Genomic DNA, 23,194 nt, shown 5'->3' with positions numbered 1-23,194 from the left:
TATTCATAGAGCAAGTCTATATTTTTTTAATTTCCTCACTTATATTAATTATATTCCTATGAGAATTTTATGTTCCAATGAAAAGCAAAGTGAAGGATGTCAGGGGTTTAATACTAAAGTATTTCTTTAAAATCAGTAGTTCCGATAATCCATACCCCCATTAGTAAAGCCACGATTCCAGATCCTATGAAGATTACAGATGGAAGTACCAAATCTGATATAAAACCATAGAATCCAAGACCAATGGGAACGATTCCTTGAGATAAAGTGTTTAGTAGACCAAAGAACCTTCCCCTATACTCATCTGGAACCTTTTTCTGTAGGGCTGTAAAGAAGGGGATATTGATAAACGCATTACAAATCATTAATAGAACCGCCAAAATACAGTAAAGTATATATACATTTGAATTTCCCAGATGATCCAGCATCGTTGAAATAATTGGAATACCAAACCCGATAAAGAATATAGACTGTATAAGTATAGCAAGTTTTACTACCCTGTGGTTATCCTGTAGTACTTTAAAGGATGATAATGCCACCATCCCCAACATAGCCCCTACAGGGAATAAAGATTGAAGAATACCATATTCTCTAGCCCCCATATCCAAGGTGAATTTCAATGTTTTCGGGAATACAATCTGAAAAATAGGACTATAAATAAAGTTCAGCACTAATGAGAAAACCATCACCCTCATAAGGGTCTTTTGATTTTTTACATATTTTACGCCGCCTTTAAAATCACTCCAAAAGCTGCTGGACTCATTGCTTTCCTTTTTAACATGGGGCAGTTTGATAAAAGTCTCAGAAATACCAGATAATATAAAGGATATACCGTTTACTAAGAAAATCCCGATAATCCCTAGCTTATAGTACAAGAATCCTGAAATTGCCCCACCGATAATCCAAGTAAGCTGACGGCTCATACCATTTAATGAATTTGCTTGGGTTAAGTCTTTTTCAGCTACGATATTGGGGATGGAGGCATCCACCGCTGGGTTAAAGAAGGAGCCAAATAAGGCACTTAAGAAAGTAATGGTGAACAAGGAAATCATAGGATAAATATTTAAGTATACCAACCCACCCAATAATACAATCAATGATCCTCGAATGAGATCAGTGCCAACAATAATCTTCTTACGGCTAATCCGATCTACATATACCCCCGACAATGGGCCACAGATTATATAAGGAATCAATACACATGCACCAAATATCCCCATATAAGTCCCAGAAAGCTCTTTTCCTACTGTGTTCATAATAAACCATGAAACTGCCACAGAATGTACTGCATTTCCTAGATTCGATACAATTTGCCCCATTAAAAGAAGCATAAAGCTTTTGTTTTGAAAAATACTCTCCTGTTTAAGCTTTAAAAACCCTTCCATACAAATCCCTCCATAATTTATAGATTACTGACCAAGTGTCATGATCTTTCCTCTAATACAAATATATCAAAATTAGATAATTCCTTTAACGTCCCCTAGTCGGTTTTTCCCTCCGCCTAGAGATGTAGAAGGAAGGTTAGTGAAATATATGGTATATTGTCGTGGTAATGTCTAAAACTAATAGAAAATGAGTCTCAGGAGGATCTCTATGACATACCAAGACGAACTAACGAATTATATACAACAAAAAGCTTTAAAGGAGGAGGCGCTGTTGACGGGTGTTACAAAAATCAGAAGAGTTGAACCCGTCATCCTCTTTGCCTTTCCCTTTACAGAAAAGTGGTTTTTGAATGTTCCTTTACTCTCATCAAAAATGCTGGCAAAGGACTATCTCCGTAGTAGGCACGTCCAGGACCAAGTGGCTTCTATCTTGAAGGGTGAAGGTTATACTGCCCACTACAAAACAGTTCTGTCTTTATTTGGAGATTTTAGACCATTAGCAGTGTCGGCAGGAATGGGAGAATGGGGAAGAAATGGTATCGTAGTTAATAAAGACTACGGGGCAGGACTCTTATTTGCAGCCCTATTTACCAATGCCCCCCTCACTCCAACAAAGACTGAAAATCAACCTGAAGGAGAGCATTGTATTAGCTGCGGTGAATGTATTCGTTCCTGTCCTGCTGATGCCTTTTATAACAATCAATTTCACCTAAATAGGTGTATTCCTTATTCCATTAGGGGTTGTGCTGAGTGCTTAAAAGTATGCAAGAAAAAGCCGACCCATTAAAGAACATTCTTTCATTAGGCTTTTCACCATTTTGTGGTATAATTATTATTAATATCAAACTAATATAAAAAGGGTGGGAATATGAACATTCAGTATTTAAAAGTTTTTTACGTAACAGTTAAACAAAATAGCATCTCAAAAGCTGCAAAAGAGCTCCATCTAACGCAACCTGGGTTGAGTATGCAGATTCAATCCCTAGAAAAAGATCTAGAGGTGACTCTTCTAATTAGAAGTAATCGTGGTGTTGAGCTAACAGAGGCAGGTAAAGTGGTTTTTGATTATGCTGATACAATCCTTTCAATGCAGGATAATATTGAAAGGGACCTCAAAAACCTTAAAAGCAATAGAAAAGAACTCCTCTTGGGTTCCTGTAAAGCCGTTGGTGAGTACGCCTTACCCTGTAGCATCTATATTTATAAGCATCAGCATCCTGAAATAGACATTAACTTTCAGATAGAGAATACAAAGGGAATTATGAAAAACCTCTTAGATAGAACAATTAACGTTGGAATTATTCATGGCAATACAACTCTTACTGAAATTAAGACCGATAAAATTGCCAGTGATAGATTAGTGTTGGTGACTTCCCTCCCTTTTATTAAACAGGAGATTAGTGTTGAAGAACTTAAAAAGCTACCCTTAATCTTTAGAGAAGCAAACTCAGGCACCAGAGAAACCATTCATCAGCATCTAAGTCCTTTAGGGGTAGATCTACATGATTTAAATGTTATTTATGAACTTAACTCAATGGAGGCCATTAAGACTTCTGTTATTTCTGGCAAAGGAATCTCTTTTATACCAGAGCTTACTATAAAAAGAGAACTTCGGGACGGTGTCCTAAAAGAAATTAAAGTAGAAAATCTTGACATTTATAGTGAATTCTACATTGCCTATCGAACGGACCATCCGCTTTCTCATTTTGAAGACGAGTTTATTAAATTCATTAAGTCCTCAAAAAGAGGATTTTGCTAAAGAAAATCCCTCAAGACCTTTGTCTCGAGGGATTTTTTGTCCTATGAATGCTTTCTTAAGCTATTTACCTCAAGATTTTGATTAGTTCCTATTTAGTCAAATACAAGTATAATAGCTTAATTGTATTTTCAAGGGCATTGTAATGGGTTCTTTCCATTCCATGGGAAGCGTGTACCCCTGGCCCGATTAATGCTCCACGGATATTATTACCAGCTCTAAGGGCAGCTGATACATCAGATCCATACATTGGATAAATATCCACTGCAAAATCCAACTCAAATTCCTCAGCCAATTTAACTAGTCTAGTCGTCATATTATAATCGTATGGGCCAGAAGAGTCCTTTGCACAGATGGAGACATCATATTCTGTACAGGTTAGGTCATCACCGATACAACCCATGTCTACTGCAATCATTTCTGTAATATCATGGGGTATAAAGGCAGAACCATGACCAACTTCTTCATAAGTAGATACAAATATTTTAGTTGTATATAGGGGCTTGATGTTTTCCCTCTTAAATAATTCCATCAATCCAATTAAACAAGCAACACTACCCTTATCATCTATAAATCTAGATTTCACAAAGCCAGATTCTGTGATAGTTGTCTTGGGATCAATAAAGATAAAGTCTCCTGCTTTAATGCCTAATTCCAATACATCATCCTTACTGGTTACTTTTTCATCAACTCTAATCTCCATGTTTTGAGGATCTCTTTTTTTGCTAGAAGCATCATCATAAACATGAGCTGCTGGACTGGTACTTAAAAAGGTACCTGTATATAATTTTCCTTCTCTTGTACGGATGTGGCAGTACTCTCCGTCTAGGGTCGGCACGATTGGCCCACCCAGTAAAGTAAATTTCAATGTCCCATCACTTGTGATAGACCTTACCATTGCTCCTAAAGTATCTACATGGGCTGATAATCCGATTACTTTTTCATTGCTTTGTCCTGGGATAGTAATGATTCCACAGCCCTTAATATTTGAATCGAAATCATATCCAAATTCTTTTGTCCACCCTCTAATTAATTCCATAATGTCAAAGCAGAATCCAGTGGGACTATGGAATTCTAATAATTCTTTTGCTCTCTTCAAAACATATTCCTTGTTGATGGCTAAATTCATCATATAATACCCTCCTCTGTATCACTAAGCTCTGTATTTAAATTTTCTAAATTATAACACTAATATAACTATAGCACATTTTGGTTATAAGTAGAAATGATTCAATCAAAAATTTTAAATCAATACAGGATAAGTTTCCTTCAACACATCTGCTGTTAATAGTCCTTTTTAGTACAACCCTGTATTAAAATATTTAAGAATTTTTTCAAACATAACAAATCTGGATAAGAAAACCACTTCTGACAATGTTATTATATAATTACCGTACGGAACAGAAATCTTCTCCTTAGGAGGTAATCATGGATTATATAGAATTAGTACAAAAAACTGTGGATTATATTGACGACAACATATCGGAGAAAATCACAGTTGATCATCTTGCAGGAATTGCTGGTTTTTCAACCTACCATTACTATAAGATCTTCAACCGAATACTTGGTTTATCAGTTATGGAATATGTTACAAGACGAAAACTTCAATATGCCCTATTTGAGCTTAGTAACGGTGATCGAGTGTTGGACATTGCCCTAAAGTATGGTTTTGAAACCCACGCGGGTTTTACCAAGGCTTTTAAAAAGTGCTTTGGGTATCCCCCGAACCTCTATCGCCTTCATGCTCCTATTAGTATTCCACAAAGAGTCAACCTTAAAAAAATGAATGAAATCGGAGGAATTGTAATGCAGCCTAAAATAGTTGAAAAAGATGCTTTTAAAATTGTTGGATATGAATTTAAAACCACTATGAAGAATAATGCCCATACTAGAGATATCCCTGTATTTTGGGATGAATGTGGTTTGGGGGAAAAGAACTACGAAAATATTCTGTATGACTCACAAAATCCACCTAAGCATGGTGAGTACGGCTTATGTGTCAATACAAATGTAGAAACCGATGAGTTTTCTTATATATTCGGAGTAGAAGTTGAAACCTTTGATAAGGCAACACCTGAAATGTATCAGTTGGAGGTTCCAAAAGCCACCTATGCCATCTTTACCTCCCCGGCTGTTGATCCTAAAGAATTCGTGGACTCCATCAAGGGAACTTGGAAATTTATATTGGAGGAATGGTTCCCCAACTCAGGATATGAAATTGATGATGGAAAATTAGACTATGAGTTTTATGACGAGGGATGCCATCCTTGGGTATATAAAAAAATTTCGATGGATATCTACGTGCCAATTAAGAGAAAAAAATAGTACAAAAAAGAATCCATAGCCAGTATCAAGTATTGGTTATGGATTCTTTAATTGTAGCTATTGTTGCTATTGTCCTTTGGTTGACCAACATAGACCTGTATCTATAATTTATAGACTATTACACTCCTTTAGCCTTCAATTGCTCCAACATAGCAACCGTCATCTTAGGAAGATCATACTCTGTTTTAAAGCCCCATTCTTCCTTAGCAGCAGTTGGATCTATGGAATCTGGCCAACTATTGGCAATAGCCTGTCTCATTGGGTCTACATCATAGTCCATCGTAAACTCAGGGATATGCTTTCTGATTTCAGCTGCGATTTCCTCTGGTTCAAAGCTCATTGCTGTTACGTTGAAGGCATTTCTATGCTTTAATTTTGATGTGTCTGCCTCCATTAAGTCGATGATACAATTAACTGCATCTGGCATATACATCATATCCATGTAAGTCCCAGCAGCTATGTAAGATGTGTACTTCTTTTGCTTTAGGGCATCATAGAAGATATTTACAGCATAGTCAGTAGTTCCACCACCTGGCTCTTGGGCATAGGAGATTAATCCCGGGAATCTTACTCCCCTTGTATCTACTCCAAACTTGTGGAAGTAGTAGTCACATAATAACTCCCCTGCTACTTTATTAACCCCATACATAGTTGTCGGTCTTTGAATCGTGTCTTGAGGTGTGTTTACCTTTGGAGAAGATGGTCCAAAGGCTCCAATGGAACTAGGGGTAAAGAATTTACAATTTAATTCCCTAGCCACCTCCAATGTATTCATAAGGCCCCCCATGTTGATATTCCAAGCCATTAATGGATTGTTCTCAGCTGTGGCAGAAAGAAGTGCTGCCATATGTATAATCGTATCTACATTGTGTTTCTTTGCTAAGTCATGTACACCCTTTGCATCGGTAACATCTAACTCTTCAAAAGCTCCAGATTCAACCAATACGTGCCCTGCTCGTCTACTTCTGTTGGTGGCAATGATATTGTCTGCACCATAAATCTCCCTCATTTTAACAACCAGTTCTGTTCCAATCTGCCCTAGGGCTCCTGTTACTAATACTTTTTTCATAAATACACCTCCGAATAATTAAAAATCTATTTAATATAGTTGCCAAAAAAACATATTTTACTACAGTATACCATGTTAAAACTAGAAAAACTAGAATGATAAGATTTATTTTAAATTACCCATCGACTCCCCTATTCCCCCTACTATTTCTTTTTTCTTTTATCCCAATGGTTATATATAACAACAAAGGAACCATAAAAAATATCGGTAGTGAAACAAATAGATATGGATTAACCGTTTTTAAAATTAAATCAAAACGTGGTAATAAAAAAGGCATCAAGACTAATATAAGAATGGCCACAGGGACAGCATAGTTGGCTGGTTTTCCTTTTCCAATAACATCATTTATCACTTCACAGATTATATAATACGTGATGATAAATTTAAAAAAGGTGGTTCCATAAAATGCCCCCAGTAAAAAATAATCTAAACGCTCAATGATATTGCCAATCTCTATTGCTCGAATAGTACTGAAGGGGGCATAGGTTAAGCTCTTTAACGACTCCTCATCAAAGGCTGCAGCCGAAGCCATCGCTCTAAAGGTCAACAGTATTGTTGCAATTATAATTGCAGCAAAGCAATATTTTATGAAATCGGTATTACCTCCTTTACCAACTTTGCCATCCCCCCCTCCATTACCTTTAACGTATTTATATAAAAAAGCCACTGGTAGGATTTGTCCAAATGGAAAATTTATATTAGGTAGGGCCCCTGCTAATACAGGCTTAATTCCACCCACCATAATCGGCAGAAATTTAGTATATTCCAGCTTGGGTATAACTAGCACCAGCAGAAGCACATATACAATGACGATTATAGGTAATAGTAGTTCCATTAACCGGGCCATTACTTCTAGTCCTAATTTGATGGCATATATAGCAGGCACTAAAAAGAAAATTGCAAAAACAATTCCAGGTGTTTCAGGCATGGTGATTTTCCCAAAATAATATACATCCGATACAATCAGACAGGCCAATAGCAAAAAAAATGCTAGATAATATAAGTTTACTAAGTTCCCCAGGAACCTACCCCAATATTGATTGAGGGTTTTTGTCATGGATCAGCCTGGACAAAGGGATAGGGGTAAGTAATGACAGTAAATAACAACATAGGCCATGATGGAGGCCAATATATTAGATATCCAGACATCCCGACCCGCCTCCACTACCCCGGGTAAATAGATTATTGCCGCTCCCCCCAATTGAGCCAAGGCCATCATAAACAATTGCCTATTGGAAATTTGAATTTTATTTTCTTCCATTTTAACCCTCCCTCTTTTCTTTTTTAGTTTTTCATATTTTCTTTAAATAATGCACAAAATATAAATATTGGAGGGAGTTGATTTGTGAAAATGAAAAAGTTTAGGAGAAAAGAGATAAAGAAGCCTAAGAAAATTCTTCCACCTATGCATGAATTGGGGGTGGAGGATATTATTTGTTATGCCGATACTGACCTTTTCAACTGTCTACAGGCAAACATCGAAAAAACAAGAGGACTCCTTAACAATACTGATGATATTGCCATCAGATATTTTGACATATCTACATCCCCCGTTTTAAAAGGCGCTATCATCTATATTAAAGATCTTGTTGACACTGATATTATACAGACCTCAATACTAACACCTTTAACTCTGGGGCTACTTAAGCTTCCTATGGAGGAACGATGTAATCTATTCTACGACATCGATCTGCTCATTAATGGAGTATTGGTTAATGCAGATATAAATACACTTAAAAACAGCCCTTTGATTGTAGAAGCTTTACTTGCTGGTAATTCGATCCTACTTTTCAATGGACATCCATTGGCTGTCTCCGTGAATACCTTGACGGAGGCTGAACGAAAATACGCTGATCCTAAAACAGAGAAGGTCATTAAGGGGCCCCAGCAGGGTTTTGTAGAAAATATAGATGTAAATATTTCTATCCTCAGGAAAAAATTAAAAAGCCAGCACTTTGTGGTGAAGGATCATGTTATTGGTAGAGAGTCTAAAAGTAAAATCAGCATCATCTATCTTTCTAGTATTGCAGATCAAGGGAACGTGGATGAATTGTTTCAGAGATTAGCAGATATTGATATAGACGGTTTTGTTTCATCCCAATATATTGAGGAGCTTGTGACGGATGAACCCACAAAGATATTCTCAACCATCTTCAGTACTGAAAGACCCGACCGGGTAGAGGCTATGTTATTGGAGGGAAGAATCGCCATCCTATGTGATGGAAGTCCTTTTTGCTTAGTTGTCCCCAGTATTATCACTGATTTTTTTATCTCCTCAGAGTCTTATTATACAAGCTACTATCTTGCTAATTTTAATAGGTTATTGAGTTACTTTGGTGCCCTGGTGGTGATGTTTTTACCAGCCACCTATGTGGCTGTCACCACCTTTCATCAAGAGGTGCTGCCAACAAAACTGGCTTTGACCATTGCTGGTACTAGGGCTGGGGTTCCCTTTCCAGCATTTATCGAGGCCTTAATCATGGAGATCGCCTTTGAAGCCCTCAGGGAAGCCGGTACCCTGCTACCCACCCATATTGGACAAACCATCAGTATCGTTGGGGCATTGATTATTGGACAAGCTGCAGTGGAGGCTGGATTAGTATCTCCAGCTGTCGTCATCATCGTTGCAACGACTGCTATTTTTTCCTTTACCATCCCCTATTCTAATTTCAGCAATGGTTTAAGATTAACAAGATTTTTCAACATGACTTTGGCTTCGATTCTTGGTATTTATGGTATTATTACGGCGGCTTTATTAATCGCATTAAATCTCATTTCCATGAGGTCCTTTGGTGTCCCCTTTATGATTCCCTTTGCCCCATTCAGTCTTCAAGAAATGAAGGACTGGGTATTGAGATTTCCCCAATGGGCAATCACTAAAAGGTCCCAACATATAACGAAAAGGAATCTCATTCGTAAATCAAATCAACTGAAGCCAAAACCGCCCCAGTCTTAGGGGGAAAGGAGACAACCCATGAAAAGAAAAATGATGTTATTGCTGGTCCTTTTTCTATCAATCCCTCTAACTACCTCCTGCTGGAGCCGTAGAGAAATTGAAAATATTGGCTTTGTATTAGGCATAGGCATTTCAAAAACTGAAGCAGGTCTCTATAAAATATCACTACAGTTCGCAAATCCTAGTACATTATTATCGGAGGGAAGTGAGACAAGAAAGCAGTACAGCATTATTGAATCAGAGGGGCTCACCATCTTTGATGCTTTTCGAAATACCACATTAATTGCTGGTAGGCGTCCCTACTTTGCCCATGTCAGTGCCATCGTAATAGATGAATCAATCGCTAAAGAGGGTATTTCAAAGGTCACCGGTTTTTTAGTACAGGATATGGAGGTTCGACTGGAGCCCTATATTTTTATCAGCAAACTACCCCCAAATGAAATCCTAGATACACCTAATATTCTGGGGGCAATTCCATCGAATATACTGGAGACTCAAGCAGACAACAATAAATCAAACTCTAAGGTTTATGTGGCCGATTTAAAGGAAACGCTAGAAATCATTAACAATCCAGCAAGTAATTATGTAACTACTTTAGTTGCCAAAGTACCCCCCCCTAGCCCCAATGAACTGTCTATGTTTAAATTATCCTCCATTGCTATTTTTGACAAGGATCTATTGGTGGGTTACTTAAATTATGAAGAGGGACAAGCCTATAACCTAATCACCAATAAATTTAAAAATAGTTTAATTGTCTATGAGTATTATTTAAAAAACGAGCCCCTTACAATAGAAGTTTCAAAGGCCAGTTCAAAGATTACCCCTAGATTTATTGATGACAAAATTTCTTTTGACATAGAAGTCGATGTAGAAGGAAACATTGCAGAAAGAATTCCCCATTTGGGAGTTGATCAAGAATTACAAGTTATAAAAGTTCAAGAGCAGATGAATAAAGTCATTGAAGATAAGCTCAATAAAGCCATTGCCTCCGCCCAAAGGGAGTACAAAGTTGACTATTTTAATCTAAGTGGCAATTTTTTTCGAAAATATCCCGAGGAATTTAAAGAATTTCAGGATAACTGGAATGAGGTATTCTCAGACTGCGAAGTCAATGTTAAAGTGAATAGTACAGTGATCCACTCTGCACTTAATACCAATAAGGGGAGAATATAATGAAGATCCTTCTACCAATAGTAATTACCATTGTGGTGATTATTGATTTTATTAAACTCAATAAAGAGGATAAATCCGTCATTTTCATGTACCTATTCATTGTTGCACTGGCGGCAGCCATCTGTGTTGGAGATCATCTTAATTTAATTTCAACCAATCCATTGGAGGCTTTGATATCCTTCACAAACCCCATCACGCAATGGATTCAGCTTAAGCTACAATAAAAAAACCGTGCTACCATGACACGGTTTTCTTATTGTCATTTTATTTATTTTTCCTTATTTTTCTAGCCACCAGTGAAAATGTCTTTGGAATCCCCTTATCAAAGACCTCACAGGATAAATTTGGTTCCTCCTCTAATGACTGAATCATTAGTCCTTCCTCTGCAACCGCCGTAATGACTTCCCCTAGATTCCATTTTCTAAGGAACACCTTGATGGGTTCTTCTCCCTCTGACATAAACTTAGAGTAGGATATATCCTGTTCCTCTAGGGAAGTATCAAAATAGTCACCCGTCACCTTATGTTTCCGTATTTTAGCAGTAGTCCCTCTAGAGGTGATGAGCTTAGTAGATACAGGATGAAAGTCTCGAAGTACCATTATTCCCTCCTCCTTCAAACTACGATAAAACACATTAAAAAAGGGTTTCAAGTCAGAAAAATAATGTAGTATCCCCATCTCTGCAAAGACAATATCATAATCTCCCCTTAGTTCCTCTTGAGGAATTTCTAGTACATTTGCCAAGATATAATTAATCTTTACACCTGCTGCCTCTGCCAGCTCCATTGCAAACTGCCTATTCCCTTCCGAAAAATCCACCACCGTAACGTCTGCCCCTAATAAAGCTAATGCAACTGCTTTAGTCCCATTGGAACCCATCAAATTCATGATTTTTTTACCCTTCACATCGCCAAATTTACTATGTAGAACTGACAGCGTTTTGGTAGGGTCCCTTAAAATTTTTTTTGCTGCCTCAAGGGGTTCTCCAAACTTCTCTACCCATGCACTATAGGCCGCTTTATTCCAAGCCTCGTGGTTGTTATCATTGCAAACATTACTGATCTGTCTTTCCTTCACTACAAATCCTCCCTTAATTATCATCCTTAATCATTAGCTTTTCCCATTTAAATCCATTCTATGGCAATTTTTTATGTAATACTATGGCTTCACATAGTTAATATTGCTTATCCTCTTAAGCCTCCATTTGGTTGATAATATCAATGATTTTTTTAATTACATCATAGTTTATTTTTGAATCACTTTCCTCTATCTTAAACAGGTTTTTAAGTACAAATTTATCATAAAAACTCATTTTTTCAATACTTATCTCGTAGCCTAATCCTTCCTTGATAAAGGCTTGCTCAACTATCCACTGGGGATAATTGAACTCTAAGAATTCCGAAATTTTTTCTCCACCATCTTTGCTACTGATTAACAAAGCAATATTTTTATCTATTAGCGTTTTCTTATGTTTTTCCATAAATTTTATTATTTTTGATTGAATTTTACCAACATAAATAGATCCCCCAAATATAATTGTATCATATTGATTTATCTCCCCACAGGCCTCTTCCTCAATATCAATCATATCCACTTGCCCCTTAAGTCCTTCTGCAACTAATTTAAGTGCCTTTTCCGTAGCTCCATACTTAGAAGTAAATAAAATTAAGATTTGCATATAACCCCCCCTTGTATTTATCGTAGCACCATATTATTATAATATCGCAGAAATTACGTACTATTATTATTTATTAACTAATCCCAATGTTAATACCATTATCATTATTTTATTTTTTATTGTTTGTACTTTATTAGGCCATACCTCTAGTCCTTCTGCTAAGAATATTTTATACTTTACTTTTTTTCTTATAACAAAGTCTTCCTTCGGAAGATTTAATCGATGACTTATGTTGAAACTCATTTGCGAAAAAGTTCTCTTTTATACTAATTTAATGTAGAATTTTCCTATTCGTTATAAAAATGAATACCCCTACCAAAACGGTAAGGGTATTCATAGCTTTATCATATAAATTATTCTAATTCGTGAACGAACAAACCACTAGCTAATTTTGGCTCAAACCAAGTTGATTTAGGAGGCATAACTTCTCCAACATCTGCAATAGCAAATAATTCTTCCATTGATGGTGGATATAAAGCGAAGGCAACCTTCATGTCTACTTGAGTTCTTCTTTCTAATTCCTTTAATCCTCTGATTCCACCTACGAAGTCAATTCTCTTGTCTGTACGTGGATTTTCGATTCCTAGAACTGGGTGAAGAAGATTCTTTTGAAGAATCGCAACATCTAATCTTTCAACCATATCAGTTTCATCAATGATTTCAGACTTAGCTGTTAACTTGTACCACTTACCATCTAAGAACATACCAAAAGTATGTCTTGCTTCTGGCTTGTATGGCTCTGTTCCTTGAGCTTCTTCCACAGTGAACTTGTCTGAGATCTTTGCTAAGAATTCCTCTGATGATAATCCATTTAAGTCTTGAATAACACGGTTATAGTCCATGATTAATAGCTCTTCATCAGGGAAAATAACAGTCATTAAGAAATTGAACTCTTCGTCACCTTTGTAGTTAGGATTTTGCTCTCTTCTCTTTAATCCTACTTTAGCAGCAGAAGCTGTTCTGTGGTGTCCATCTGCAATGTATAGGTAGTCTACAGTTTTGAAGTTTTCCTCAATAGCATTGATGACTTCTTCTTCATCAATTACCCAAAGAATATGGTCGATCCCATCTACACTCTTGAAATCGTATACTGGCTTGTGATTTTCAATCCAGTTGTAGATTAATTCTTGAATCTCAGCCTTTGAACGGTATGCAAAGAATACAGGCTCTGTATCAGCATTACAATAGTCAAAGTGGTTGATTCTATCTTCTTCCTTTACAGGCCTTGTAAACTCATGCTTTTTGATCGTATTGTCCACATATTCATCGATAGATGAACAAGCAACAATACCTGTTTGTGGTCTTCCGTCCATGATTTGTCTGTAGATATAATATACTGGCTTATCATCTTGGATCATAATCCCTTCAGCTTTGAATCTCTTTAAAGTTTCATTAGCCTTTTCGTATACAATTTTATCATATGGATTGACACTATCATCTAAATCAATCTCAGATCTGCTTACATGTAAATAACTGTAAGGATTTCCTTCAGCCATTTTCTTAGCCTCTTCACGATTCATTACATCGTATGGTAGGGCTGCTACTTTATGTGCTAATTCTGGGTTTGGTCTAACTCCCCTAAAGGGTTTAACTACTGCCATTGTTCATCCTCCTACTTAAAGTGATTTGTGATTATATCAACGATTTCCTCACCAATTCTAGTTTGAGCTTCTTCAGTTGATGCTCCAATGTGAGGTGTTAATGATACTTTATCATGGGTGTATAACTCTTCGTTCTTAGTTGGCTCTTCTTCAAATACGTCAACTGCTGCTCCAGCAATTTTTCCTGAATCAAGAGCTTCCAATAGAGCCTTCTCGCAAACTACTCCACCTCGGGCAGTATTTACAAGGAATGCTCCATCCTTCATCATATCAAATTCTTTCTTAGCAATGGCTGGTCCTTGCTCTTTAATGAAAGGAATATGTAGAGAAATAAAATCAGCAGTCTTTAATAACTCTTCTTTAGATACTGATTGGAATTCGTCTTTTCCTTCTATTTTTCCAGCTACATCATTGTAAATTACCTTCATGCCTAGGGCAGAAGCTTTAGAAGCAACTGATTGAGCAATTCTACCGAATCCGATTAAGCCAAGAGTCTTTCCTGCCAGTTCAATTCCTTCATACTTCTTCTTTTCCCACTTGCCTTGTCTCATGGTAACGTTAGCAATATGGATATGTCTTGCAAGGGCAAACATATGTCCAATTGCTAGTTCTGCTACTGATGCACTACTTGCTAAAGGAGTATTTCTTACTTGAATACCATTCTCCATAGCATATTCAACATCTATATTATCTACTCCTACACCACCACGAATAACTAATTTAAGCTTCTTCGTTTCAAGGGCTGCGTCGATGATTGGCTTTCTAACTTTTGTAGCTGATCTAACTACGATGCAATCAAACTCTTTAATTTTTTCCGCAAGTGCAACTGGCTCGTTAAACTCTTCAACAAGTTCATGCCCTGCTGCTCTAAGAGCATCCATCCCACTTTGCTCCATTCCATCTGCTATAAGAATTCTTGCCATGTTTTCGTCCCCCCTACTATTTTAGGTTTAAAATTTCTTCGATAGTAACTAATAATGCTTTAACTTCATCTAAAGTAGTATCTGCCATGTGGGCAATACGGAAGGTTACGTCCTTTAAGTCTCCGTATCCGTTAGAAATCTCGTATCCTCTCTTATCTAACTCCTTGTTAAGATCTTTAACACTGATTTCTTTAGTATTCTTAATCGTTGTTAATGTATTTGAAGCATACTTTTCCTCTGCTAACATTTCAAAGTGCTTATTAGCCCAATCTCTTACGTATCTAGCCATTTCAGCATGTCTAGCAAATCTGTTTTCAAGTCCTTCTTCAAGAATCTTATCTAATTGATAGTCTAAAGCAAACATATGGGATAATGATGGTGTAGAAGGATATTGATAGTCTTTCTTTTGGATATAGTCATAAATTTCAACAAGATCTAGGTATAATCCTCTGTTTTCTACTTGTCTTGCAGCATCTAAAGCTTTTTGAGATAAAGAACAAATAGCTAATCCTGGAGGTAAACCTAAACACTTTTGAGTAGATGTAATACACACGTCAACGCCAAGCTTATCTACATCAATTTTAGTTCCACCTAATGAGCTAACTGTATCTAAACAGAAGATTACATCTGGATATTTCTTAAGTACTTCAGCAATCTCTTCTACAGGATTCATGATGGCTGTTGAAGTTTCGTTGTGGGTGATTGTTACTAAATCATATTTTCCAGTTGCTAAAGCTTCTTCTACCATTTCTGGTGTAGTAGGTTGTCCTAATTCAGAAGAAAACTTATCAGCTGGAACCCCATTAGCCTTAGCCATCTTGTACCAACGATCTCCGAAGGCACCAACAGAGAATACTGCCGCTCTTTTTCTAGTACAACAACGGATTGCTCCCTCCATTAAACCACTACCTGAAGTAGTCGATAATAGGATCTCGTTTTCAGTAAACATTAATTTTCTCATTTTGTCAGAGATACTACGTTGTAATACAGATGCAGCCTTAGAACGATGTCCAATCATTTGTGTTCCCATTTTTTCTAATACATCTGGTGCTACATCAACTGGTCCTGGGATAAAAAGTCTTTTGTGCATAATAAAAAGCCTCCTTTAGATTAAATTAAACAAATCTTTCTATGTAATTAAAAATTATAACAAGCAGCTTACCTATGCCTATAGTTTATAAAACTCTTGTCAAAGTCTGCTGCAAATTATGGGCCTAGTAATTTCTCCCATAAAAAAGACCATAGTAAAAAATGTATGGTATTTTCTTACGGAGCCTATTTTAATTTACCCTAAAAATCAAAAAAATATTTTATAATCATATTGTACAAGTTTAACTATTAGATTGCAATATATTCTATTAGTTTTTATAAATATAGTATTTTTTATGAATATTCACATTTTTTTACCACATTATAGAGAATTTCCCCAAACCTTATTTAGTATACATCATTACTGATTATATACAGAAGCTTGGGGAATTTTCTATTATCTTAGAATTTTTGATATTATTAAACATACTATGAAACATGATATACTTCCTTATGGACTTCTTTGATCACTTCCCTTGCTTCCACCTCACCCAATGAATTGGGATAAGACATCAATAATAGTGAAACAGCTTCTTTTCCCGTTCCATAGGAGGGTTGAAGATACTCTATTGAATTCAACTTAAATCCAAGGGATTCATAAAATTTAATCCGTTTCCTAGAAATATCGTCCTCTGGGTATTCCACCTCAAGGATTACCTTTCCTTTATCCTGCTCAAGAAGATTTTTCATCATCTTTCTTCCGTAGCCCTTCCCCCGATATCCTTCTTCCACAGCCAAATGTTCTACAAATATAAAGTCCCCTAAGTTCCAGTAGCATAAAAAACCCACCAGTTGCTCCCCCTCATAATAAGGGGTAATATGATAGGCATGTAGCATTAGTAAATTCCTCTGAGCCTCTTTGCTTCTCCTCTCATTAGGAGGAAATGCTTCCTCTAGAATATCCCATATTTTTTCAAAGTCCTGCATAATACCTTGCTCCTTTATATAAGTACAGATATATTTGTAAGACAAAAAACATTTTTTTACAGATAAAAAACTATGAAAATTTAGCAATTAATCTGCACTCCCATAGTTTTTCACAATAAAATCCTTTAATTTTGATATTTTCCCTTATGAAAAGACTTGAAATAGGACTTATTACCTTTTATTAATTTCCCCTAATAATTTCTATATCGTATCCATCAGGATCTGTTACGAAATAGTATCTTGGAGGACTCCCTGGCAGTCCCATCAGTTTTGTAACCGTGTAGCCCATCTCCATATGCTTTTCTCTAGAGGCTTCTAGATTTTCTGTTGCAACAGCCATATGGCTAAAACCATTTCCAATAACATAAGGCTCTTCTGGGTTGTAGTTATAGGTTAATTCTATTTCATAATGACCTTCTTCATCACTTAGAAATACTAACGTAAATTCATTGTCTGGAAAATCCTTTCTTCTCGTCTCCTTAAAGCCTAGCGCCTCTTTGTAAAATGCTAGAGATTTTTCTAAATCCATTACTCTAATACAAGTATGGAGCATTTTGTATTGCATAAAATACCTCCCTTATGATTTTTAGTAGGTTGATGTCTAAATTTTGTCTACATTCCCTTGTATTATATATTCATCATAAGATCCCTATTCCCTTCTAGTCCATATAAATTAATTAGGACTAGTATTTGGATGTAATATAATATATTTACTCCTAATTTTCCCTCCTAAAAAACTATTGACTTTTCTAGTTAAGCACAATAAAATATAAAAGAATTGAATAGCAGTGGATGAAGATTATTGGAGATATCTACTAAGATAACCGTAGGAGAAAGACACTACCCAGCAAACCAGTAGTGTTGAAGCTTTCAGGTCTGATACAATAATTTGACACACCCCTGGAGAGACTACATAAATATGTGGCATCAAAGAAGCAACCCATTTCAAGAAGACTGGGGAATCTTTCAGATAAAAGGACAGGGAGTAGCGTAGCGTGTTTTTGTGCTACCTACTCCCTGTCTATTTTTTTTGCCCTTTAAGTAGTTGTCAGCTAAGGAACTCATACGAAGCTTAAAAGAAAGGATTGAGAAATTAATGAGTGCAATATTAAGAGAAAATGTCACAGAAAAAAAAGCAGTAAAAAATCCGTTATCTAATCAGGAAACAAAGAGTCTAAAAAAGGAAATTGGCCTTGCTGATGCCGTTACTATGGTAGTGGGTGTCGTAATCGGTTCGGGTATCTTCTTTAAGTCTTCTTCAGTATTTTCCAATGCCAGTACGCCTCTACTGGGGATTCTAGCCTGGATACTTGGAGGGGTAGTTACCATTGCCTCTGCCCTTACGATTACTGAAATTGCCACTGCTATCCCTAAAACCGGTGGGATCTTTGCTTATCTAAAGGAACTATATGGTGAAAAGTGGGCATTTTTATTTGGGTGGGTACAATCTATCATTTATGTCCCTGGTGTAACAGCAGCACTATCTATTGTCTTTGTTACACAAGCTACATTTTTTATTCCTCTAACAGAAGTACAACAAAAAGTATTAGCAATTTTTATGATTTTCCTTATTATATCAATTAATATTATCTCTACTAAGCTGGGTAGTAAGGTGCAGGTAGTTTCTACTATTGCCAAACTTATTCCAATAATTATTATCATTGGATTTGGCTTGATCAATGGTAATGCAGGTGCAGTTTCTGCTGTAGCCGCTGCTGGTAAAAGCACTACTGGTATTGCTGGATTTGGTGCAGCCATCCTGGGAACCCTATGGGCTTATGACGGTTGGGTTGGAGTAGGTAACATGGCAGGAGAATTAAAAAATCCAGGTAAAGACCTTCCTAGATCAATCATTTTAGGGCTTAGTATGATTATCGGAATATATGTACTAATTAACCTTGCTATTATTAATATTATCCCTGTACATCAGGTAATGGCTTCTGGAACCCCTGCTTCCGATGCAGCAATCGTTCTTTTCGGAAATGGTGGTGCAGCTTTAATCGCAGGAGGAATTATGGTTTCAATCTTCGGCGCAATGAATGGCTACTTGATGACTGGTGTTAGAGTTCCTTTTGCAATGGCACAGGATCGCCTATTCCCCTTTGCCAATACCCTCGGTCAAGTTAATAAGAAGTTTGAAACTCCTTTAGCTTCTTTTATTATGGTGGGAATTTTAGCTGTCCTTTATGTGCTTAGTGGTTCCTTCGAGATTCTTACCACTTTAGCAATGTTTGTAGTTTGGCTATTTTTCATCATGACGGTATCAGGGATTTTTATTTTAAGAAAGAAATTTAACCATCTTCCTAGAACCTATAAAGTACCCTTATATCCTGTAGTACCATTAGTGGGAATTGCTGGAGGAATCTACATCATTGCCAGCACCCTTATTACTGATACATCAAATGCTCTATTCGGTATCGTGATTACTATGGTTGGTTTTCCTGTTTATTTAGTGATTAAGAAAATCTACAGGGCATAAAAAAGTTTATACTCAAAATATATTACCTATCAACTTATTTCCGAACTCCCCTCATCATATGAAGGGAGTTTTTTCCTATCATTGGACTTACTTAAGGATATCCTCAAACTAAGAATTGGGTTTTTTTGTATTTCTTATTGACATTGATATAAAGGAACTATATAATGTAATTCTTCTGTTAAATTTTCAGACTAATATTTCCAATCCTTTCTACTACCTTTACTTAAATGCTTATTTTCTTATTTTTTACTTTTCTATAAAGGAGTGATTAGATGATTGAGGTTGAAGGCTTGTACAAAAGCTTTAAGGTTGCCCAGCGAAATGCAGGTGTAACAGCTGCAATTAAATCCATATTTAATCCCCAATACAAAACAGTCCAGGCTCTAGAAGACATTTCATTTACCATTGATGAAGGAGAAATCGTTGGCTATATAGGTCCCAATGGGGCCGGAAAATCCACAACTATCAAAATAATCAGTGGCATCCTAGTCCCCGATAGTGGGAAATGTAGTATTCTTGGTAATACACCTTGGAAAAATCGTATTAATCATGTGAGGAACATCGGTGTTGTTTTTGGACAACGATCACAATTATGGTGGGATGTTCCTGTAATGGATTCCTACTATCTCCTCAAAGATATTTATAAAATCCCTGAAACAACCTTTAAAAGTAACCTCGACTTACTTACCGCAACCCTTGATTTATCTGCTTTACTTTCAACACCTGTTCGACAACTAAGCCTCGGTCAAAGAATGCGTTGTGAAATCGGAGCTTCCCTACTACACGACCCCAAAATATTATTTCTTGATGAACCCACAATCGGACTAGATGCAGTATCTAAAATGGCAGTCCGTAACTTTATTAATACGATTAATCAAGAGAAAAAAGTAACTGTTATTTTAACAACCCATGACATGAGTGATATTGAGGCACTGGCAGAAAGAATCATCCTCATTGGGAAAGGTAAAAAACTGATGGACGGCACCTTGACCGAATTAAAGAATCGCTTTGTAACCCACAAAACAGTTACAGTGGATTTTGCCGCAAGTACGCAGGATCTATCTATAAAAGGAACAACAGTCTTATCTCGAACAAAGGAAAGAATATCTTTAGCGGTGGATTTAGAGACGATTAAAGTATCAGATGTCATCAGTATCTTATCCCAAAACTTTGATATAAAGGACGTTGCCGTTAATGCCCAGCCAGTGGAGGAAATCATTGTAGACTTGTATAAGGAGTTTCAGATATGAAGGCCTATTATTCCTTTTTTAAGATGAGATTACTAAAGGGACTACAATATAGAACCGCCGCCTTAGCCGGTGTCTTTACTCAGTTTTTCTGGGGCTTTATCTTAATTATGGTCTTTGAAGCCTTTTATCGCAGTACTTCTAGTCCACAGCCCATCTCCCTTCAGGAGCTAATACAAGTCATATGGCTACAACAAAGCTTCCTAGTTTTTGTTATGCTATGGTTTAGGGACAGTGAATTATTTAGCCTCATCACCAGTGGGAATATCGCCTATGAACTATGCCGCCCTACCAGCTTATATGGATTTTGGTATGCAAGACTTATTGCCCAGCGACTATCGGGAGCAATATTAAGGTCTCTTCCTATTATTTTAGTTGCCTCTCTACTCCCAAATCCCTATGGATTTTCTTCACCTGTAAGTTTATTTTCCTTTGGACTTTTCTTTGTTGCTTTAACTTTGGGTTTGATTTTAATTGTTGCAATTTCCATGTTAATCTATATCTTCACCTTCTACACCATGTCACCGACGGGTTCCCTCTTAATTTTTGGTGTCCTTGGCGAGTTTTTTGGAGGTTTAATTTTACCTGTACCCCTTATGCCTCCTTTACTAAAGAGCATTGTCTACATCCTTCCTTTTAGGTATGTTGCCGACTTACCCTTTAGGATTTATGCTGGAAACATTGGCATACATGAGGGTCTACAGGGAATCGGTATTCAGCTACTATGGATCTTCGTTTTATTGTCTCTAGGTAATTTATGGATGAAAAATGCACTAAAGAAAGTTATTATACAAGGGGGTTGATGAGTTGAAACTCTACTTTAAATATATGAAGGTACTTTTTAAGAGTCAGATTGAATATCGAACCTCCTTTATACTACTTTCTATAGGACAATTTTTTATTCCCTTTTTAGTATTTGTTTCGATTTTCCTATTGTTTCAACGTTTCCCTAATTTGGCTGGTTGGTCCCTATACGAGGTTGCCCTATGTTATGCCGTGACCCATATAGGTTTTTCCCTCAGCGAATGCTTTGCTAGGGGCTTTGATTCCTTTTCAGGTATGATAGTCAGGGGGGAATTTGACAGGCTTTTAGTAAGACCCCGTACAACATTTCTACAGGTCTTGGGATCAAAATTTGAGTTCACTCGTGTCGGTAGGTTGTTACAGAGTTTAATGGCGCTAGTTTATGCCCTACTAAATCTCGATATTGTCTGGAGTTATGATAAGATCATCACTCTAGTGTTAATGATTGCAAGTGGAGTATTTATTTTTACTGGTATCTACCTTTTATCGGCTACTTTTTGTTTTTGGACCATAGAAGGATTGGAGGTAATGAATATCCTCACCGACGGTGGTAGGGAAATGTCTCAGTACCCGTTAAGTATCTATAAGGAGGGAATTAAAAAATTCTTCACCTATATCATTCCCTTTGGTACAGTTAACTATCTTCCTCTCTTACACATCCTTAATCGAGCTGAAGGTAATAAATTTTTATATATGATTTCCCCTTTATATGGGATGGTATTTATTATTCCCTGTATCTTTGCTTGGAACTATGGGGTAAAACATTATAAATCTACAGGTTCCTAAAATAACTTTGTCTTCTTGATACTACAAAAAGCCAGCATCCTTATATATTTCATATACGTAAGGATACTGGCTTTTGTTATTCATATTTTTATTAATATCACTATACAGTAACTTTAGCTAGCTTATTCAAACTTGCCTGTTGTTTTGATGCCAGATTATATAAATAGGTCATTACAGCGTTTCTAGTGACAATCCCAACAAAAATGTTATTGTCATCTACTACTGGAACGAAGTTTTGATTACTGATTAGATTAAATAAGTCTTCTATATCTGAATTAATGGATACAGCTCGATTATTCATATGTTTTGGTACATCCCTTAGTCTAATTTCATGGGTTCCCTGAAACGTTAGTCCTGGTGTGTTTTTTAACATCCATAGTAAATCCCCTTCTGTCAGTGTAGCCACATATTGACCTTCGTCATTAATTAGAGGAATGGCTGAGTATCTGTGGTACTCCATTTTTTCAAGTGCTTGCCTCATGGTTGCATTACAAGAAAGACATACACTCTCCTTTTTCGGTGTTATAAAAAAAGCAATATTCATATAAAACTCCTCCTTAACTCTATGGCCTCCGCCATACGTTTACATCATATGCTATCAATTTGGGTTTGTTGTCCAGTGGAATCAGCTTAAGGTACGGTATTTATATTTTTTTTAATTTTATTAATACTTCTATTATACCGTGGATTTCTAAATAAAGAATATATAAATTCTTAAATATATTTAATTTCTACACCCATTTATTTACATACCCCTTTATAATATTGTTTTTTCAACAGTCCATTTAATTTATGACTCCTAAAGCAATTTCTTTGTTGAAATCAGTTATCATTAAATCGTTGTCTTCTTTTTAACAATATGATATAATATTAGTGTTCACTTATCTTTATACATAAATTAAGGTAGTGTAAAGTAGGTTATGAAAAACTAGAGTAAGAAAAATAGCACTAACTAAAGCATTAGGAACTTCAAATCCATATTAGTTAAGTGTCTAT

At 36.4% G+C, this 23,194-nt stretch carries 23 protein-coding genes and 1 riboswitch; of the genes, 10 read left to right on the top strand and 13 right to left on the bottom strand.

From position 1 onward, the window contains the following. Positions 1–113: 113 nt before the first annotated feature. The gene (locus JOC73_RS09985) at positions 114–1,385 is read right to left on the bottom strand and encodes an MFS transporter (RefSeq protein WP_204402720.1); all 1,272 of its coding nucleotides are present in this window, start codon (positions 1,383–1,385) and stop codon (positions 114–116) included. A gap of 208 nt (positions 1,386–1,593) precedes the next feature. Between JOC73_RS09985 and JOC73_RS09980 the strand changes: the two genes are divergently transcribed. Both JOC73_RS09980 and JOC73_RS09975 read left to right on the top strand, forming a co-directional pair. Further along, positions 1,594–2,172, top strand: a complete 579-nt coding sequence (locus JOC73_RS09980) for a 4Fe-4S binding protein (RefSeq protein ID WP_243427926.1) — start codon at positions 1,594–1,596, stop codon at positions 2,170–2,172. Positions 2,173–2,253: 81 nt separating this feature from the next. Continuing rightward, positions 2,254–3,144: a LysR family transcriptional regulator gene (locus JOC73_RS09975; RefSeq protein ID WP_204402716.1), complete on the top strand. Its 891-nt coding sequence runs from the start codon at positions 2,254–2,256 to the stop codon at positions 3,142–3,144. Positions 3,145–3,232: 88 nt separating this feature from the next. Here JOC73_RS09975 and JOC73_RS09970 read toward each other — a convergent pair whose 3' ends face one another. Beyond that, entirely contained in the window at positions 3,233–4,273 is a 1,041-nt protein-coding gene (locus JOC73_RS09970; RefSeq protein ID WP_330613161.1) for a M42 family metallopeptidase, read from the bottom strand. Between the two features lie 296 nt (positions 4,274–4,569). On the opposite strand from JOC73_RS09970, the gene JOC73_RS09965 reads away from it, so the two are divergent. Further along, positions 4,570–5,466, top strand: coding sequence for an AraC family transcriptional regulator (locus JOC73_RS09965; protein ID WP_204402714.1), 897 nt, complete (start codon positions 4,570–4,572; stop codon positions 5,464–5,466). A gap of 118 nt (positions 5,467–5,584) precedes the next feature. Here the strand turns inward: JOC73_RS09965 and JOC73_RS09960 are convergent, their stop codons facing one another. From JOC73_RS09960 to JOC73_RS09950, 3 genes are all read right to left on the bottom strand, one after another. Further along, positions 5,585–6,535, bottom strand: a complete 951-nt coding sequence (locus JOC73_RS09960) for an L-threonine 3-dehydrogenase (RefSeq protein WP_204402712.1) — start codon at positions 6,533–6,535, stop codon at positions 5,585–5,587. A 115-nt stretch (positions 6,536–6,650) separates the two neighbouring features. Next, the gene (locus JOC73_RS09955; RefSeq protein WP_204402710.1) at positions 6,651–7,592 is read right to left on the bottom strand and encodes a GerAB/ArcD/ProY family transporter; all 942 of its coding nucleotides are present in this window, start codon (positions 7,590–7,592) and stop codon (positions 6,651–6,653) included. Between the two features lie 3 nt (positions 7,593–7,595). Further along, positions 7,596–7,796, bottom strand: a complete 201-nt coding sequence (locus JOC73_RS09950; protein WP_204402708.1) for a hypothetical protein — start codon at positions 7,794–7,796, stop codon at positions 7,596–7,598. A 90-nt stretch (positions 7,797–7,886) separates the two neighbouring features. On the opposite strand from JOC73_RS09950, the gene JOC73_RS09945 reads away from it, so the two are divergent. The 3 genes from JOC73_RS09945 to JOC73_RS09935 are packed head-to-tail and all read left to right on the top strand — an operon-like array spanning position 7,887 to position 10,888. After that, entirely contained in the window at positions 7,887–9,491 is a 1,605-nt protein-coding gene (locus JOC73_RS09945) for a spore germination protein (protein WP_243427930.1), read from the top strand. A gap of 18 nt (positions 9,492–9,509) precedes the next feature. Then, entirely contained in the window at positions 9,510–10,664 is a 1,155-nt protein-coding gene (locus JOC73_RS09940) for a Ger(x)C family spore germination protein (protein WP_204402704.1), read from the top strand. Then, complete coding sequence (locus JOC73_RS09935) at positions 10,664–10,888, top strand: hypothetical protein (protein WP_204402702.1); 225 nt, start codon at positions 10,664–10,666, stop codon at positions 10,886–10,888. The genes JOC73_RS09940 and JOC73_RS09935 overlap by 1 nt, the downstream gene beginning before the upstream one ends. 40 nt (positions 10,889–10,928) lie before the next feature. On the opposite strand, the gene JOC73_RS09930 is transcribed toward JOC73_RS09935, so the two are convergent. From JOC73_RS09930 to gloA, 7 genes are all read right to left on the bottom strand, one after another. After that, positions 10,929–11,741 carry a class I SAM-dependent methyltransferase gene (locus tag JOC73_RS09930; protein WP_330613160.1) on the bottom strand — a complete coding sequence of 271 codons (813 nt, stop codon included), beginning with the start codon at positions 11,739–11,741 and terminating at the stop codon, positions 10,929–10,931. A 115-nt stretch (positions 11,742–11,856) separates the two neighbouring features. Continuing rightward, positions 11,857–12,342: a flavodoxin domain-containing protein gene (locus JOC73_RS09925; protein ID WP_204402698.1), complete on the bottom strand. Its 486-nt coding sequence runs from the start codon at positions 12,340–12,342 to the stop codon at positions 11,857–11,859. Between the two features lie 353 nt (positions 12,343–12,695). Then, entirely contained in the window at positions 12,696–13,943 is a 1,248-nt protein-coding gene (locus JOC73_RS09920; RefSeq protein ID WP_204402696.1) for a DUF1015 domain-containing protein, read from the bottom strand. An 11-nt stretch (positions 13,944–13,954) separates the two neighbouring features. Continuing rightward, the gene (locus JOC73_RS09915) at positions 13,955–14,866 is read right to left on the bottom strand and encodes a D-2-hydroxyacid dehydrogenase (RefSeq protein ID WP_204402694.1); all 912 of its coding nucleotides are present in this window, start codon (positions 14,864–14,866) and stop codon (positions 13,955–13,957) included. Positions 14,867–14,882: 16 nt separating this feature from the next. Then, the gene (locus JOC73_RS09910; protein ID WP_204402692.1) at positions 14,883–15,956 is read right to left on the bottom strand and encodes a pyridoxal-phosphate-dependent aminotransferase family protein; all 1,074 of its coding nucleotides are present in this window, start codon (positions 15,954–15,956) and stop codon (positions 14,883–14,885) included. A 428-nt stretch (positions 15,957–16,384) separates the two neighbouring features. After that, positions 16,385–16,882: a GNAT family N-acetyltransferase gene (locus tag JOC73_RS09905; protein ID WP_204402690.1), complete on the bottom strand. Its 498-nt coding sequence runs from the start codon at positions 16,880–16,882 to the stop codon at positions 16,385–16,387. Between the two features lie 181 nt (positions 16,883–17,063). Further along, positions 17,064–17,447 carry a lactoylglutathione lyase gene (gene gloA, locus JOC73_RS09900; RefSeq protein ID WP_204402688.1) on the bottom strand — a complete coding sequence of 128 codons (384 nt, stop codon included), beginning with the start codon at positions 17,445–17,447 and terminating at the stop codon, positions 17,064–17,066. Positions 17,448–17,772: 325 nt separating this feature from the next. Next, a riboswitch (glycine riboswitch) is annotated at positions 17,773–17,874 on the top strand. A 104-nt stretch (positions 17,875–17,978) separates the two neighbouring features. Between gloA and JOC73_RS09895 the strand changes: the two genes are divergently transcribed. From JOC73_RS09895 to JOC73_RS09880, 4 genes are all read left to right on the top strand, one after another. After that, positions 17,979–19,361: an APC family permease gene (locus tag JOC73_RS09895; protein WP_204402686.1), complete on the top strand. Its 1,383-nt coding sequence runs from the start codon at positions 17,979–17,981 to the stop codon at positions 19,359–19,361. Positions 19,362–19,633: 272 nt separating this feature from the next. Further along, positions 19,634–20,611, top strand: coding sequence for an ABC transporter ATP-binding protein (locus JOC73_RS09890; RefSeq protein WP_204402684.1), 978 nt, complete (start codon positions 19,634–19,636; stop codon positions 20,609–20,611). After that, the gene (locus JOC73_RS09885; RefSeq protein ID WP_204402682.1) at positions 20,608–21,411 is read left to right on the top strand and encodes an ABC transporter permease; all 804 of its coding nucleotides are present in this window, start codon (positions 20,608–20,610) and stop codon (positions 21,409–21,411) included. Before JOC73_RS09890 ends, JOC73_RS09885 begins: the two co-directional genes overlap by 4 nt. A 4-nt stretch (positions 21,412–21,415) precedes the next feature. Continuing rightward, the gene (locus tag JOC73_RS09880) at positions 21,416–22,198 is read left to right on the top strand and encodes an ABC transporter permease (RefSeq protein ID WP_204402680.1); all 783 of its coding nucleotides are present in this window, start codon (positions 21,416–21,418) and stop codon (positions 22,196–22,198) included. A gap of 100 nt (positions 22,199–22,298) precedes the next feature. Here JOC73_RS09880 and JOC73_RS09875 read toward each other — a convergent pair whose 3' ends face one another. Further along, the gene (locus JOC73_RS09875; protein WP_204402678.1) at positions 22,299–22,742 is read right to left on the bottom strand and encodes a CBS domain-containing protein; all 444 of its coding nucleotides are present in this window, start codon (positions 22,740–22,742) and stop codon (positions 22,299–22,301) included. Positions 22,743–23,194: the final 452 nt, after the last annotated feature.

This window comes from Alkaliphilus hydrothermalis (assembly GCF_016908555.1).
Lineage (GTDB): Bacteria > Bacillota > Clostridia > Peptostreptococcales > Natronincolaceae > Alkaliphilus > Alkaliphilus hydrothermalis.
Note: the sequence above shows the minus strand (reverse complement) of the source record. Positions and strands in the feature narration are given on the sequence as shown.